Source organism: Frigoribacterium sp. CFBP9030 (assembly GCF_034045195.1).
In the GTDB taxonomy this organism is placed as follows: domain Bacteria; phylum Actinomycetota; class Actinomycetes; order Actinomycetales; family Microbacteriaceae; genus Frigoribacterium.
In genome coordinates this window covers 393,221-409,254 of record NZ_JAXCWG010000002.1, presented here as the reverse complement: position 1 = coordinate 409,254, position 16,034 = coordinate 393,221, and the positions used below count along the sequence as shown (strand labels likewise).

At 69.5% G+C, this 16,034-nt stretch carries 12 protein-coding genes; 7 read left to right on the top strand and 5 right to left on the bottom strand.

Translation table 11 applies throughout. The features are described from left to right. The 3 genes from SOM13_RS04095 to SOM13_RS04085 form a co-directional block, all read right to left on the bottom strand. On the bottom strand, window positions 1-513 hold a 513-nt coding region (locus SOM13_RS04095), incomplete at its 3' end, for a biotin/lipoyl-containing protein (protein WP_320478954.1). Between the two features lie 56 nt (window positions 514-569). After that, on the bottom strand, window positions 570-1,943 hold the full coding sequence (gene lpdA, locus SOM13_RS04090; RefSeq protein WP_320478953.1) for a dihydrolipoyl dehydrogenase: 1,374 nt from the start codon (window positions 1,941-1,943) through the stop codon (window positions 570-572). Between the two features lie 160 nt (window positions 1,944-2,103). Further along, complete coding sequence (locus SOM13_RS04085; RefSeq protein WP_320478952.1) at window positions 2,104-3,582, bottom strand: leucyl aminopeptidase; 1,479 nt, start codon at window positions 3,580-3,582, stop codon at window positions 2,104-2,106. A gap of 85 nt (window positions 3,583-3,667) precedes the next feature. On the opposite strand from SOM13_RS04085, the gene SOM13_RS04080 reads away from it, so the two are divergent. From SOM13_RS04080 to SOM13_RS04060, 5 genes are all read left to right on the top strand, one after another. Next, entirely contained in the window at window positions 3,668-4,585 is a 918-nt protein-coding gene (locus SOM13_RS04080; protein ID WP_192060260.1) for a proteasome assembly chaperone family protein, read from the top strand. Between the two features lie 83 nt (window positions 4,586-4,668). After that, on the top strand, window positions 4,669-6,009 hold the full coding sequence (locus tag SOM13_RS04075; protein ID WP_192060261.1) for an MFS transporter: 1,341 nt from the start codon (window positions 4,669-4,671) through the stop codon (window positions 6,007-6,009). A 248-nt stretch (window positions 6,010-6,257) separates the two neighbouring features. After that, the gene (locus tag SOM13_RS04070; protein ID WP_192060262.1) at window positions 6,258-7,472 is read left to right on the top strand and encodes an RNA polymerase sigma factor; all 1,215 of its coding nucleotides are present in this window, start codon (window positions 6,258-6,260) and stop codon (window positions 7,470-7,472) included. Between the two features lie 4 nt (window positions 7,473-7,476). Beyond that, complete coding sequence (locus SOM13_RS04065) at window positions 7,477-8,736, top strand: MurT ligase domain-containing protein (protein WP_192060263.1); 1,260 nt, start codon at window positions 7,477-7,479, stop codon at window positions 8,734-8,736. After that, window positions 8,733-9,488 carry a type 1 glutamine amidotransferase gene (locus tag SOM13_RS04060; protein ID WP_192060264.1) on the top strand — a complete coding sequence of 252 codons (756 nt, stop codon included), beginning with the start codon at window positions 8,733-8,735 and terminating at the stop codon, window positions 9,486-9,488. The genes SOM13_RS04065 and SOM13_RS04060 overlap by 4 nt, the downstream gene beginning before the upstream one ends. Window positions 9,489-9,566: 78 nt before the next feature. Here the strand turns inward: SOM13_RS04060 and SOM13_RS04055 are convergent, their stop codons facing one another. Continuing rightward, window positions 9,567-9,794, bottom strand: coding sequence for a DUF7455 domain-containing protein (locus SOM13_RS04055; protein WP_192060265.1), 228 nt, complete (start codon window positions 9,792-9,794; stop codon window positions 9,567-9,569). A gap of 223 nt (window positions 9,795-10,017) precedes the next feature. Here SOM13_RS04055 and SOM13_RS04050 point away from each other — a divergent pair, with 223 nt between their 5' ends. Further along, entirely contained in the window at window positions 10,018-12,114 is a 2,097-nt protein-coding gene (locus tag SOM13_RS04050) for a DNA gyrase/topoisomerase IV subunit B (protein WP_192060266.1), read from the top strand. Window positions 12,115-12,261: 147 nt separating this feature from the next. Here the strand turns inward: SOM13_RS04050 and SOM13_RS04045 are convergent, their stop codons facing one another. Further along, entirely contained in the window at window positions 12,262-14,814 is a 2,553-nt protein-coding gene (locus tag SOM13_RS04045; protein ID WP_320478951.1) for a DNA topoisomerase IV subunit A, read from the bottom strand. Window positions 14,815-14,882: 68 nt separating this feature from the next. Here SOM13_RS04045 and SOM13_RS04040 point away from each other — a divergent pair, with 68 nt between their 5' ends. Further along, complete coding sequence (locus SOM13_RS04040; protein WP_320478950.1) at window positions 14,883-16,022, top strand: alkaline phosphatase family protein; 1,140 nt, start codon at window positions 14,883-14,885, stop codon at window positions 16,020-16,022. Window positions 16,023-16,034: the final 12 nt, after the last annotated feature.

Sequence of the window (16,034 nt, the reverse complement as noted above, 5' to 3'; positions counted from 1 at the left end):
GGCTGCGGCCGGCGCGGCGGGAGCCGACGGCGCTGCGGCGGGGACGGCCGGAGCGGCCTGCGGTGCCGCAGCCTGAGGAGCCGCCGGGGCCGGGTCGACGGCGGGAGCGGGCTCGGGGGCCGAAGCCTCGGCCTCCTCGCCGGGTGCCGGAGCAGCGGACGAGGGCAGCTCGGCGTCCCCGGCGTCGTCGCCATCTTCGGCGGCGGCTTCGGGCTCGTCGGACTGCTCGGCGTCGTCGCTCGACTCGCCGGCGTCCTCGGCCGGTGCGTCGGACGAGCCGTCGCCGATGCGGACGAGTGCCGTGCCGACCTCGACGGTCTCGTCTTCCGGCACGAGGATCTCTTCGATCACACCGGCCACGGGCGACGGGATCTCGGTGTCGACCTTGTCGGTCGAGACCTCGAGCAGCGGCTCGTCGACCTCGACGCGGTCACCGACATTCTTGAGCCAGCGGGTGACCGTGCCCTCGGTGACGCTCTCACCGAGTGCCGGGAGGTTGACGGATTCGCTCATCTGTGGAACTCCTTTGACGACATTGCGTGTCTTTGTGTGTGTAAGTGCGGTGGGTGCTACATCGCGTGAAGCGGCTTGCCGGCCAGAGCCAGCATCGCCTCACCGAGAGCTTCGTTCTGCGTCGGGTGCGCGTGGATCAGGGGCGCGACGTCCTCGGGGTAGGCCTCCCAGTTGACGGCCAGCTGAGCCTCGCCGATCAGCTCGCCCACGCGGGCGCCGATCATGTGGACGCCGACCACGGGCCCGTCGACGACGCGGACGACCTTGACCGAACCCGCAGTGCCGATGATGTGGCTCTTGCCGTTGCCGGCGAGGTTGTAGTCGTAGCTGGTGATCTTGTCGGAGCCGTGCTTCTCCGAGGCCTTCGCCTCGGTGAGACCGACTGAGGCGACCTCGGGGTCGGAGTACGTGACCTTGGGGATGTTGACGTCCTCCATCACGACGGGCTTCAGGCCCGCGATCTCCTCGGCGACGAAGATGCCGTGCTGGAAGCTCCGGTGCGCGAGCTGGAGTCCGGGGACGATGTCGCCCACGGCGTAGACGCCGGGCACCGAGGTGGCGAGGCGCTCGTTCGTGATGACGAAGCCGCGGTCGACCGTCACTCCGGCCTCCTCGAAGCCGAGACCGGCCGTCGAGGGGCCGCGACCCACCGCGACCAGCAGGAGGTCGGCGTCGAACGTCTTGCCGTCCTCCAGCGTCACGACGACGCCATCGTCGTTCTGGGTGACTCCCTGGAATCGCACACCGAGCGAGAATTCGATGCCGCGTTTGCGGAACGCGCGCTCGAACTGCTTGCTGATCGATTCCTCCTCGTTGGGGACGAGGTGGGGGAGCGCCTCGATGATGGTGACCTCGGCGCCGAAGGACTTCCAGACGCTGGCGAACTCGACGCCGATCACGCCGCCGCCCAGGATGGCGACCTTGTTCGGGACGTGGTCGAGGGCGAGAGCCTGCTCGCTCGTGATGACCTTCCCTCCGATGTCGAGCCCGGGGAGGCTGCGCGAGTACGAACCGGTGGCGAGGACGATGTTCTTCGCCTTCAGGGTCGTGTCGCCGACCTGGACGGTCGACGGCGACGTGAGTCGACCCTCGCCCTCGACGGTCGTGATCTTGCGCGCCTTCAGCAGACCCTGGAGACCCTTGTACTTGCTGGCGACGACACCCTCGCGGTAGGTCGTCACGGCCGGGATGTCGATCCCGTGGAAGTCGGTGTGCACGCCGTACTTGGCCGACTCGCGCGAGACGTCGGCCACCTCGGCCGAGTGCAGGAGCGCCTTGGTGGGGATGCATCCCCGGTGGAGGCAGGTCCCGCCGACCTTGTCCTTCTCGACCAGCGCGACGCTCAGCCCCAGCTCGGTCGCCCGCAGCGCCGCGGCGTATCCGCCGCTCCCGCCACCGAGCACCACCAGGTCAAAATTCTGTTCCGACACCCAGCAACTCCCTCGTGCGTTCGGAGGTACCCCGCGCCGGGTGGGGAGGCGCCGTCGTGGTGACGACGACACGTCGCCCGCTTCGCCTCCGACGTGTCGTGGAGGCGGACCGGCGTTCAGGGACCGTTCTCGACGGGATTCTCCCGCCTCGTCGACCCTACTACGCGGCCGAAAAGTCGGAGGCCAGCTCTAGCAGGGTTCTCACGGAAACGCCGGTAGAGCCCTTGCCGGTGTAGCCGTAGCCGCCGGCCTTGTTGTTCGACGGGCCGGCGATGTCGAGGTGGACCCACGGGAGTGCGGTGTCGGCGCCGTCCTTCTTCCCCACGAACTCGTTCAGGAACACCCCGGCGAGCAGCATCCCCGCGGCGGTGTTGCCGGGGGTCGCGTTCACGAGGTCCGCCACGTCGGACGCCAGGCGCGCCTTGAGCTCGCCGGGCAGGGGCATGCGCCAGAACGTCTCGCCGATCGAGTCGGCCAGCTCGACCACGCGGGAGGCCAGCGCGTCGTTGCCCATGACTCCGACGGTGCGCATCCCGAGTGCGACCACCTGGGCGCCGGTCAGGGTCGCCACGTCGACGATCGCGTCCGGCTGCTCCTCGCTGGCCGCGACGAGACCGTCGGCCATGACCAGGCGGCCCTCCGCGTCGGTGTTCGTCACCTCGACGGTGGTGCCGCCCTTGATGGTCAGGACGTCGTCGGGCCGGATCGCCGTGCCGCTCGGCATGTTCTCGGCGACGCACAGCCAGGCGGTCAGACGCACGGGCAGCGCCAGCTCGGCGGCCGCGACGGTGACGGCGAGCACGGTGGCCGCACCCGTCATGTCGTCCTTCATGCCGAGCATCGAGGCTGCGGGCTTCAGCGAGAGCCCGCCGGTGTCGTACGTGATGCCCTTGCCGACCAGGGCCAGGTGCTTCGTCGCCCCCTCGGGGCGGTATTCGACCTTGACCAGGCGCGGGCCCCGGCTCGAGCCCTGGCCGACGCCGAGGATGCCTCCGAAGCCGCCCGCCAGCAGTTCGTCCTCGGCGAGCACGGTGACCTCGAGGGCGGTGCCCTCGGCCAGCGAGACGGCCTTGTCGGCGAGCGCCTGGGGGAACATCTGCTGCGGGGGAGTGTTCGAGAGGTCACGGACCGTGTGCACGGCGGTCGCGACGATGCGGGCCCGCTCGGCGGTCGCCGGATCGACCGGCACGTCGGTGGCGAGCACGATGTCGTGTGCGTGTCGACGGGAGTCCGACGCGGTCGTGGAGCGGAACGCGTCGAATTCGTACGAGGCGATGGCGGCTCCCTCCAGCGCGGCCAGCGCCTCCTGGGTGCCGGTCACGGGGAGGGCGATCACGACGCGGTCGACGCCCGTCAGCTGACGGACGGCCGATCCGGCCGCGTAGCGCAGCGATTCGGCGTCGACGGTGTCGCCGAGTCCGATCAGTGCGATTCCGGAGGCGCGCACGGCCGTGCCGGGCAGCCGGACCAGCTCGTCGCGCGCCCCGGTCACGCCGACGGCGGAGAGGACGTCGGCCAGGCCTTCGACCGGAGTGGTGAGCACCGGGCCCGACGAGGTCTTGCGGACGCCGACGACGAGGACGTCCCCCTCGATCTCGGCGGGGGTGGTCGTGCTGGTGGTCAGAGTCGAAACGGTCATGCCTCGATGGTAGCCACGGCTCTGTTCGCTCTCGGCACGTGGCGACGGCCTGCGGAGCACCTCGCCGGTATCTAGGCTTGTCGACATGCACGACCCCGCCGGACTCTACGACCTCTCGATCGACGCCCCGAACGTCCCCGACGGGCTGCCCCTCGTCGCGGGCCTGACCGGTTTCGCCGACGCCGGCTCGGCGGTGAGTCAACTCGCCGAGTACATGATCGACACTCTCGACAGCACGCTGGTCGCGTCGTTCGACACCGACGAGCTCCTCGACTACCGGGCGCGTCGTCCGGTCTTCACCTTCGACCAGGACCACGTGAGCGAGGTCTCGGTCGCCCGTCTGTCCCTGCACCTGATGAGCGACGACATCGGTCAGCCGTTCCTCCTCCTGTCGGGCTTCGAGCCCGACTTCCAGTGGAACCGCTTCACGGCGGCCGTCGTCCAGCTCGTGGAGCGCTACCGGGTCTCGACGACGACCTGGGTCCACTCCATCCCGATGCCCGTGCCTCACACCAGGCCGATCGGCGTCACGGTGAGCGGCAACCGCGCGGACCTCATCGAGTCGCTCTCGGTGTGGAAGCCCGTCACGCAGGCGCCGGCCAACGCCCTCCACCTCATCGAGCACCGTCTCGGCCAGGACGGTCACCCCACGGCCGGGTTCGTCCTCCTCGTGCCGCACTACCTCGCCGACACGGAGTTCCCCGACGCGGCGGTCGCCGCGCTGTCGAGCATCAGCGCGGCCACCGGGCTCATCTTCCCCACCGACCGTCTCCGCGAGGAGGGGCGCGAGTTCCTCGTCAAGGTGGAGGAGCAGGTGCACGGCAACACCGAGCTGTCGAGACTCGTCGCGACCCTCGAAGAGCGCCACGACACGTACATGGAGGGCAACCCCCTGCCGTCGCCGCTCACCGACCAGGACGGCAAGGTGCCGACGGCCGACGCGCTGGCGGCCGAGCTCGAGAAGTTCCTGGCGCGACGGACCGACGGCGACACGTCCGCCTGACCCGCGCCTCCTCGGCCGTCGTCCCGTCCACGGGCACGCGTGGTCGGCGGCGGATGCGCTCGTCGCTCGGGTAGATTCGTCGGGTGAACTCGAAGCGCGCCTGGCTCGTCTGGGGCGCGGCCGTCTTCGCCTACATCGTCGCGGTGATGCAGCGATCGTCCCTCGGGGTGTCGGGCGTCGAGGCCCGCCAGCTCTTCGACGTCTCCGCATCGACCCTCTCGACCCTGGCCGTCGTCCAGCTGGTGGTCTACGCCGGTCTGCAGATCCCGGTGGGCGTCATGCTCGATCGGGTCGGACCGAAGGCGCTGATCGTCACCGGAGGGGTGCTGCTCGGCGTCGGACAGCTCGTGGTCGCCGTCTCACCCCCGACGATCGGCTTCGCGATCGTCGGCCGCATGCTCGTGGGCGCGGGCGACGCGATGACCTTCATCTCGGTGATGCGGTTGCTGCCGTCGTGGTTCCGGGGGCCGATCCTGCCGCAGGTATCGCAGTGGACGGGGAACATCGGTCAGTTCGGTCAGATCCTCTCGGCCGTGCCGCTGTCGATCGTGCTGCACGGCGTGGGATGGTCGCCGGCCTTCATCAGCGCCGCGGCGCTCTCCGTCATCGCGGTCGCCGTCGTGGTCATACTCGTGTCCGAGGCGCCCGAGGGCGTGATCCCGCGCTCTACGACCACGACCTGGCGATCCGCCGGGCGTCAGCTGGTCGAGAGCGCCCGCCGCCCGGGGACCCGTCTCGGATTCTGGTCGCACTTCGTCACGCAGTCCTCCGGTACGGTCTTCAGCCTGCTCTGGGGCGTGCCGTTCCTGGTCGGGGGCCTGGGGCTGAGCTCGGGCGAGGCGTCCGGTCTGCTCGCCGTCCTCGTCGCCTCGGGTGTCGTCGCCGGCCCCATCCTCGGCCTGCTCGTCGCCCGGTTCCCCCTCCGGCGCTCGAACCTCGTGCTCGGCATCGTGTTCGCCATGGCCGCCGTCTGGACCCTCGTGCTGGCCTGGCCCGGGACCCCGCCTCCCTGGCTCGCCGTCGTGCTCGTCGTCGTCCTGGGCGTGGGCGGACCGGGGTCGATCATCGGCTTCGACTTCGCACGGACCTTCAACCCCCTGCGCAGTCTCGGCGTCGCCAACGGCATCGTCAACGTCGGAGGTTTCCTGGCGAGCTTCGTCATGATGTTCCTCATCGGCGTGGTGCTCGATCAGCTCGACTCCGCCCGCGTCGCCTCCGGGGCCCCGAGCGACATCTTCGCGTTCGAGTCGTTCCGGATCGCGTTCCTCGTCCAGTACCTCGTCGTCGGGACGGGCGTCGCCTGCCTCGTCGTCGAGCGACGTCGGACCCGCCGGGGCCTGCGACACGAGGAGGGCATCGAGGTCGCGCCCATCTGGGTCGCGGCTCTCCGGCGCTGGCGGATGCGGCGCGGGCCACGGGGCTGAGAGCCGCCTCCGCGGTGTCGGGCCGTGGGCGCGGGGCGTGTAATAATGGATCACGGACCCGTTCGTTTCTCGTTCACCCCGTCGTCGCTGTCGCGATCGACTTCCGGCACGAGACTTGACATGGGTCCTAGTACTGCCCGAAATCGACCGACGCCATCCGTTTGCCGGTCGAGGTCCGACGAGCACGGTCCCACCGATCACGCTGGTCGCACCCGGACCCGAGCAATAGAGATGTGAAAGGTGTTCGCATGGCTACCCGCAGCAAGGCGACCACGGCCTCAGACGAGTCCGTGACCGACGAGACGAAGGTCGCGGCCGACGTCCCCGCGAAGAAGGCGCCCGCGAAGCGCGCTCCGGCGAAGAAGGCCGCCCCCAAGGCTGCCAAGGCCGCCGACGAGGCTCCGGCCGACGACGACGCCGAGTCGCAGGAGGCCCCCGCCGAGACGGACGCCGACGCGACCGACAAGGCCCCCGAGATCCTGCCCAAGGGCGCACTCGTCATCTCTCAAGACGACGACGACGAGATGCCGGTCTACTCGACGACCATCACGGGCGCCACGGCCGACCCGGTCAAGGACTACCTGAAGCAGATCGGCAAGGTCGCCCTTCTGAACGCCGCCGAAGAGGTGGAGCTGGCGATGCGGATCGAAGCCGGTCTGTTCGCCGAAGACAAGCTGGCGGCCAGCTCCGGTTTGAGCAAAGAGCTCGAGCGCGAACTCCGCTGGGTCGCGCGCGACGGACAGCGTGCGAAGAGCCACCTGCTCGGTGCCAACCTCCGCCTCGTGGTCAGCCTCGCCAAGCGCTACACGGGCCGTGGGATGCAGTTCCTCGACCTGATCCAAGAGGGCAACCTCGGTCTGATCCGCGCCGTCGAGAAGTTCGACTACACCAAGGGATTCAAGTTCTCGACCTACGCCACCTGGTGGATCCGTCAGGCCATCACCCGGGCCATGGCCGACCAGGCCCGCACCATCCGCATCCCCGTGCACATGGTCGAGGTCATCAACAAGCTCGCCCGCGTGCAGCGTCAGATGCTGCAGGATCTCGGTCGCGAGCCCACGCCCGAAGAGCTCTCGCGCGAGCTCGACATGACCCCCGAGAAGGTCGTCGAGGTCCAGAAGTACGGGCGCGAGCCGATCTCGCTGCACACTCCTCTCGGTGAAGACGGCGACAGCGAGTTCGGCGACCTCATCGAAGACACGGAGGCTGTCGTCCCGGCCGACGCCGTGGGCTTCACCATGCTGCAGAAGCAGCTCGAGTCGCTGCTCGACAGCCTCTCCGAGCGTGAGGCGGGCGTCATCCGGATGCGCTTCGGCCTGGGTGACGGCATGCCCAAGACGCTCGATCAGATCGGCGACACCTTCGGCGTGACGCGCGAGCGCATCCGCCAGATCGAGTCCAAGACGATGGCCAAGCTGCGCCACCCGTCCCGATCGCAGTCGCTCCGCGACTACCTCGAGTAGAGACATGAAGTACGTCGTCCCCGTCCTGGCGGGCCGGATCGTCCGCGCCCTCGCGCGCCTCCGAGGCGGGGGATCCGCCTATCCGGGGCGCACGGTCCTCGCCCTCGCCCCCGACTTCCTCACCCATGTCTCGTCGCAGTTCGAGCGCGGGGTCGTCTTCGTCCTCGGTTCGAACGGCAAGTCGACGACGACGATGATGCTGACCGAGACGCTGCGGGCTCACGGTCTCACGGTGTTCACGAACCCCACCGGCGCCAACCTGCCGCAGGGGATCGCGTCGGCGTTCCTCCGTGAGGTCACGCCGTTCGGCGACGTGAAGCACGACATCGGCGTGATCGAGGTCGACGAGGCCTTCGCCGTCGAACTGACGAAGTCCCTGAACCCCTCGACCGTGCTCATGCTGAACGTGCAGGTCGACCAGCTGTACCGCTTCTTCGAGACGGAGCGCGTCGGCACGATGATGACCGACACAGCCGCCCTGGCGACGTCGTCGGTGATCACCAACCGCGACGACCAGCACCTCGGGCCGTACACGGCCCGTCCCGGTCAGTCGGTCACGCGTTTCGGCGCCGCACCGGCGGTCGTCGCGGCATCGCCCAACGGGCTCCAGAACGCCAACGACTTCACCAGGCGGGCCGACGACTCGCTCGACGCGCAAGCCGAGGTCCTGACTCTCGACGGCGCGGGTGCGACCATCCGGGTCGGCGACGTCACGGTCGACGTGCAGCTGCCGGCCCGCGGTCTGCACTACGCCGTCGACGCGGCGGCAGCTCTGCAGACGGCCTCCGTCGTGCTGGGCGGGCCGGTCGACGCCGTGGCCGTCTCTCGCGCCTTCGACGGCATGAAGCCGGCCTACGGACGGGGTGAGCGCATGTCGCTCGGCACCGACGAGGCCGAGTTCATCATGTTCAAGAACGCAGCGAGTCTGCAGATGAACCTCGACGCGCTTCCGCAGGGGGTCGAGCAGGTGATGCTCGCCATCGACGAGGGCACGCCCGACATCTCGTGGATCTACGACATCGACTTCTCCCACCTCGATCACGTCGACGTGCTCGCGGGCGCCAAAGCCTGGCAGCTGGCCCTCCGGCTCGAGCACGAGGGGATCCCCGTGCACGTCATCGAGGAGGACATCTCGAAGGCCATCCGCCTCATGCGCGCTCTCCCGTCGCCCGGTGATCGCACCAAGCACTTCGTGACGAACTACGAGCAGATGATGCTCGCGCGCCGCATCCTCGGCCACCCCGATCTGGAGAAGAGCGCGTGAGCGACGACGTCCTGAGAATCGTCCACGTCTACCCCGAAGAACTCGGGGTGAGCGGTGATCGTGGCAACGTGACGACCCTGGTCGAACGTGCACGACGCGCCGGGATCGACTCGGAGGTCACCGAGTACCGCATAGGGGACGACGTCCCCTCGGTGGCCGACGTGGTCGTGCTGGGCCACGGTCCGCTCTCGGGCGTCCGCTCAGTCAGCGTCGACGCCGTCCGACTCCGCGACGCCTTCGAGGGATTCGCCCGGTCGGGGGTCCCGGTCGTCGCCGTCGGCGGCGGCATGGAGCTCCTCACACGAGGCGTCGTCACGGTCGAGGGCGACACCGTCGAAGGCGTCGGGTTCTTCGATGCGCTCGTCCGTCGCGGCGCACCGCGACGCACGAACTACTTCCAGGTCACCACCCAGTACGGGGGAGACGACCTCACCCTCTTCGGCTTCGAGGACCACGCCGCCCACCTCGAGCTCGGCGCGGGCTCGCGTCCGTTCGCGACCGTCGTCCACGGCGGCGGCAACGGGTCAGACGGCGCCGAGGGTGTCGTCCGGGGCACGTCGTTCGGCACGCAGCTGAAGGGCCCCCTGCTTCCCCTCAATCCCGGTCTCACGGACCGGATCCTCCGGACGGCGCTCTCGCGTCGCGGCATCTCGTACGGTCTCACCCCGGCCCACGAGAAGCTCGATCAGTACGCGGCCGCGTCGCAACGGGTGATCGCCGACAACCTGGAACGGTCGTTCAAGGCGATGTGACCACGAAGAAGCCCGCACCCTCTCGGAGGGTGCGGGCTTCTTCGTCGAACAGGGCGCCTTGAGGCGCCGAGAGTCCGGTCAGTGCTCGGAGAGCTTGGCGCTCTCGTCGAGCCACTCGATCGCGGTCGGCTCCAGCTTGTCTTTCAGCTTCGCGCCGTGGTGGGCGCAGAAGAAGAGTTGACCGGTGGCCAGGGTCGCACGGATGTACGCCTGGGCTCCGCAGCTGTCGCAGCGGTCGGCTGCGCTCAACTGGTAGCGGGAGCCGAACTCGTCGACGGCTGTCTGGTCGGTGGCCATCTGAGTCATAGGGGTGCTCCTCCTGACGGTGGTGCTGTGGATACGTGTCCTCATCAAAACACGGCTGTGGAGTGATGGTGAGACATTCGGGGGGATTTCGCTCATCGCGTAGACGCTCGACGACGAGAGAGTGTCGGGGTCTCCGTGTCGGTGGCCCTCGTTACCATGGAACGCGACCACCGCCTCCGGAATTCCCCGCTCGTGGTCGCCCGCAACGCGTCAGGAGCACCCATTGGCCACGTCCGACTACTCGGCCCGTCATCTGTCCGTCCTCGAGGGTCTCGAGGCCGTGCGCAAGCGCCCGGGCATGTACATCGGCAGCACCGACTCCCGAGGTCTGATGCACTGCCTCTGGGAGATCATCGACAACTCGGTCGACGAGGCTCTGGGGGGTCACGGCGACTCGATCGACGTCCTGCTGCACGCCGACGACAGCGTCGAGGTCCGTGACACCGCCCGGGGCATCCCCGTCGACATCGAGCCGAAGACGGGCCTGACCGGGGTCGAGGTCGTGTTCACGAAGCTGCACGCCGGCGGCAAGTTCGGCGGGGGGTCCTACGGGTCGTCGGGCGGGCTGCACGGCGTCGGCGCGTCGGTGGTCAATGCGCTCTCCGAGCGTCTCGACGTCGAGGTCGACCGGAACGGCAAGACCTACGCCATGTCCTTCCGGCGTGGTGAGCCCGGCACCTTCGACGACACCGGCGAGCCCACCCCCGACGCGCCGTTCACGCCGTTCGTGTCGGGCAGCGTGCTGCGCGAGGTCGGCAAGGTCAAGCGAGGCGTCACAGGCACGCGCATCAGGTACTGGGCCGACCGGCAGATCTTCACACGCGGCGCGACCTTCCAGCCCGACGACCTCACGGCGCGTGCCCGCCAGACGGCCTTCCTCATCCCGGGACTCACCCTGCGCATCCGCGACGAGCGTCCCGGCTCGCTCACCGACGGCGGGTTCCCGCTCGAGAGCACCTTCCGCTTCGACGGCGGCATCAGCGAGTACGTCGAGTTCCTCGCCCCCGACGCCCCGGTCACAGACACCTGGCGCATGACGGGCACCGGCTCGTACACCGAGACCGTGCCGGTCCTCACCGACGGCGGCGCCATGGTCGCCACCGAGCTCACGCGTGAGTGCGAGGTCGACATCGCCCTCCGCTGGGGCAGCGGCTACGAGACGGTCTTCCGGAGCTTCGTGAACATCATCTCGACACCCAAGGGCGGTTCGCATCAGGCCGGGTTCGAGGCGGGGCTGCTGAAGTTCCTCCGTCAGCAGGTCGAGCAGAACGCCCGTCGGCTGAAGGTCGGCACCGACAAGATCGACAAGGACGACGTGCTGGCAGGGCTCACGGCCGTGCTCACGGTCCGCCTCCCCGAACCGCAGTTCGAGGGTCAGACCAAGGAGATCCTCGGCACGCCGGCCGTGAGGGCCATCGTGGCCAACGTCGTCGCGCAGCAGTTCGCCGAGCGCTTCGCTTCGACGAAGCGCGACGACAAGACGCAGACGGCGCTCGTGCTCGACAAGGTCGTCGCCGAGATGAAGTCACGCATCGCGGCACGCGCCCACAAAGAGACCCAGCGGCGCAAGAACGCCCTCGAGAACTCGTCATTGCCCGCGAAACTCGTCGACTGCCGGTCGAACGACGTCGCCAACAGCGAGCTGTTCATCGTCGAGGGCGACTCCGCGCTCGGCACGGCCAAGGTCGCCCGCAACAGCGAGTTCCAGGCGCTGCTGCCGATCCGGGGCAAGATCCTGAACGTGCAGAAGGCCTCGGTCAGCGACATGCTCTCGAATCTCGAGTGCGCCTCCATCATCCAGGTGCTCGGCGCGGGGTCCGGGCGCTCCTTCGATCTCTCGTCCGCCCGGTACGGCAAGGTCATCATCATGAGCGACGCCGATGTCGACGGCGCCCACATCCGCACTCTGCTGTTGACGCTGTTCTTCCGCTACATGCGACCGATGATCGAGGCCGGGCGTGTCTTCGCGGCTGTGCCGCCCCTCCATCGCGTGGTGGTCATGCACCCCGGCAGCAAGCCGAACGAGACGATCTACACGTACTCCGAGAAGGAACTGCACGGCGTGCTCGCCGGGCTGAAGCGGACGAACAAGAAGTTCCAGGACCCGATCCAGCGGTACAAGGGCCTCGGCGAGATGGATGCCGAGCAGCTGCGGACGACGACGATGGAGCGGCAGCATCGCATGCTCCGCCGCGTCAAGGTCGACGACGCAGAGAACGCCGCCCGGGTCTTCGAGCTGCTGATGGGCAACGAGGTGGCTCCGCGCAAGGAGTTCATCATCGACGGCTCGGGTATCAGCCGCGACCGCATCGACGTCTGAGAGCAGGGGCGCACGGAGGCCTCAGGCGGCTTGCCGGCGCCCTCGGCACCACTGCGCATGATCGTCGAGTGAGGCGGGCACAGCGAGGCTCGGCGCGGTCAGGCGCGTGAGACGGGCGAGCGGACCACGCGGTCCGCTCGCCCGCCGTCACTCTGCGGGGGCCGACTGGACGGCGCCGGCCGCCGAGTCGTCACCCGCGTCCGCGCCTGCCTCCGCGCCGGTGGCGGAGTCCGCGATGTGCGCGACGGACGCCCCGATCGAGCCGATCTCCGCGGCGAGGGGCGTGCCCGACGCATCGCGTCGCGACAGCTCGGCCGGGAGCTCTCGGACTGCGCCGTCCGCACCGACGGCACGAGCGGGCGCGGGTCCGACCCAGGCGAGGGTGAGGCCGTCCTCGCCCTTGAGCAGGGCGTGCGACCGGACACCGCCGGTGGCCCTGCCCTTGCCGGGGTACTCGTCGAACGCGCTGGTCTTGCCGCGCCCCGGGTCCGTGCCGGCGATGGTGGAGGAGCTGGTCGACACCGTCACGACGACCGCCTCGTGCCCGGCGGGCACGGCGCCGAAGAACAGCACGGTCGACGACTCGGGGAGGTTGATGCCGGCCACGCCACCACCCGCCGGGCCCTGCGGACGGACGGCCGACGCCGGGAATCTCAACAGCTGCGTCGACGACGAGACGAAGACGAGCTCGTCGTCATCGCCGCCCTGCGCCACTCCGACGACCGAGTCGCCCTTCTTCAGACCGATGACCGGGAAATCGGGGCGGGAGGGGTACTGACCCGGGGCCACGCGCTTCACCACGCCTCGTGCGGTGCCGAGGGCGATGGGCCGGTCGGCCGTCAGGGAGACGAGGGCGAGCACCCGTTCGGTGCGATCGGTCAGTCCGATGTAGTCGCGGACGGGCACACCCGCACCGAGCTGCACCGAGGTCGGCGGAACCGACGGGAGGTCGACCGGGGTGAAGCGGATCAGACGACCATGGGTGGTCACCGCCCCGATCTCGGTCCGACTCGTGGTGTCGATCGACGACAGGACGGCGTCGTGCTTCGTCCGACGCGGTGGGGGAGTGGGCAGCCCCGAGTCCGGGTCCTGGTGGTCGACGCGGAGGATGCGACCCGTCGTCGAGAGGAAGACCCTCGTGGGGGTGTCCGCGATCTCGAGCACGGGCGACTTCCTACTGCCTCGACCCACGGTCGCCACACTGGGCGCGGCTTCGGTCAGGAGGGTGCGGCGGGGCGTGCCGAACTGTTCGGCGATCTCGCCCAGCTCGCTCGAGACGAGGGCGCGCAGGCGGCGCTTGTCGGCGAGCAGCGCCTTGAGGTCGGCGATGGCGGCGAGCAGTTCGTCGCGCTCGGCCTCGAGCTCGATGCGGCTGAACCTCGTGAGGCGGCGCAGCTGCAGATCGAGGATGTACTCGGCCTGGATCTCGCTCAGGTCGAAGACCTCGCGCAGACGAGCCCTGGCCGCGGCGGTGTCGTCGCTGCTGCGGATGACCTGGATCACCTCGTCGATGTCGACGATGGCGACGAGCAGCCCCTCGACCAGGTGGAGGCGGTCCTCCTTCTTCGCGAGCCGGTACCGCGTGCGCCGGGTCACCACGTCGATGCGGTGGGCGACGTAGACCTCGAGCATCTCCTTCAGCCCGAGCGTGCGCGGCTGCCCCTCGACGAGGGCGACGTTGTTGATGCTGAAGCCGTCTTCGAGCGGCGTGTAGCGGTAGAGCTGCTCGAGCACGGCCTGCGGGCTGAACCCGGTCTTGATGCCGATCACGAGTCTCAGGCCGTGCTTGTGGTCGGTCAGATCGGTGACGTCGGTGATGCCGGTCAGCTTCTTGGCCTGCACGCCGTCCTTGATCTTCTCGATCACCTTCTCGGGCCCGACGAGGTACGGCAGCTCGGTGACGACGAGGCCGTTCTTCCGGGCCGTGATGCTCTCGACCGACACCTTCGCGCGGGTCTTGAAGCTCCCCCGGCCGGTGGCGTAGGCGTCACGCACACCGGCGAGCCCCGAGATGGTGCCACCGGTCGGCAGATCGGGACCGGGCACGAAGGCCATGAGGTCGTCGAGACTCGCGGAGGGGTGGTCGATCAGATGCCGAGCCGCCCCGACGACCTCGATGAGATTGTGCGGGGCCATGTTGGTCGCCATGCCGACGGCGATGCCGCTGGCGCCGTTGACGAGGAGGTTCGGGAACGCGGCGGGCAGCACCTCGGGCTGCATCAGCTGGTTGTCGTAGTTGGGCACGAAGTCGACGACGTCCTCGCCGAGCCCCTGCGTCATCGCCAGCGACGCCTCGGCGAGTCGGGCCTCCGTGTAGCGGGGGGCGGCCGGCCCGTCGTCGAGCGAGCCGAAGTTGCCGTGCCCGTCGATGAGGGGCACCCGCATGGTGAACGGCTGCGCCTGGCGCACCATGGCGTCGTAGATGGCGGTGTCGCCGTGCGGGTGCAGCTTGCCCATCACCTCGCCCACCACGCGCGCGCTCTTGACGTGCCCGCGGTCGGGACGCAGCCCCATCTCCGACATCTGGTAGAGGATCCGCCGCTGGACGGGCTTCAGCCCGTCGCGGGCGTCCGGCAGGGCCCGCGAGTAGATGACCGAGTACGCGTACTCGAGGAACGAGCCCTGCATCTCGAGCGAGACGTCGATGTCCTCGATGCGTTCGCCGTCGTCGGGAGTGGAGAGGGTGTCGGTCGTCGTCATGCACTTCTCGGGGGCAGGAGGCGCGAAGCACCTCGGATGGATGGTTCGGCTATGGCAGACTGGTGCCGATGACGTCCATCGTACCGGGGCGCCCCCCGCACGCCGTGAGCCTGGCCGACGTGCTCCCCTCTTCGGTCGCCTCGCTCTCGGGCGCGGCGAACCCGCTCGCTCTTCCCCCCGCGCGGTCCGCCGTGGTCCTCCTCGTCGACGGTCTCGGCAGCTCCTCGCTCGGTGCTCGGAAGGGCCACGCCCGCACGCTCGCCTCCGCCCCGGGCGGCAGCATCTGGTCGGGCTTCCCCACGACGACGGCGGCCGCGCTCACCACCTTCGCCACCGGGGTCCTCCCCGGCGAGCACGGGCTCGTCGGCTACTCGGTGCTCGACCGCGACCGCGATCGCGTCGTGAAGCAGCTCTCGGGCTGGGACGCCGGCATGCGGCCCGACACCTGGCAGCGCAGCAGCACCGTCTTCGAGCGAGCCGCCGACGAGGGAGTGACGAGCTTCTCGGTCGGCCCGAAGCGCTACGCGACGTCCGGGCTGACGGAGGCCATCCTCTCCGGCACGACCTATCTGTCGGCGGAGTCGATGGCCGACCGATTCGACGCGGCTCGCGACGTCGCTCAGGCGACCCGCGCCTCCCTGGTGTATCTGTACGTCCCCGAGCTGGACATGATCGCGCATCGCGCCGGCTGGGAGTCGCCGGAGTGGACGACGGCGCTCGAGCAGGTGGACGCCGAGATCCGCCGCCTCGACGCCGGGCTCGGGCACGACACCGGGCTGCTCGTCACGGCGGACCACGGGGTGCTCGACATCGGCGAACGCCGTCGCATCGTCTTCGGCGGGAGACCCGAGCTCGTCGACGGTGTGCGGCACGTGGCGGGCGAGCCGCGCTGCCTGCAGCTGCATTTCGGCGACGAGGTGACGGACGACCGGCGAGCGGCCACACTCGCGGCCTGGCGCGAGGCGGAGGGCGAACGGGCCTGGGTGATCACGCGCGAGGAGGCCGTCGAGGCGGGCTGGTTCGGACCGGTCGACGCCGAGGTGCTGCCCCGGATCGGCGACATCCTCGTCGCCGCGCGTCGCGGCGTCGTCTACTACGACGGGCGCGGTACCGGCGGTCTGGCCGGCTCGATGATCGGGCAGCACGGCAGCTGGTCGACCGACGAGACGCAGGTCCCGCTCAGACGATTCGGCGCCTACGCGCGCTGACGACCCCCGGTG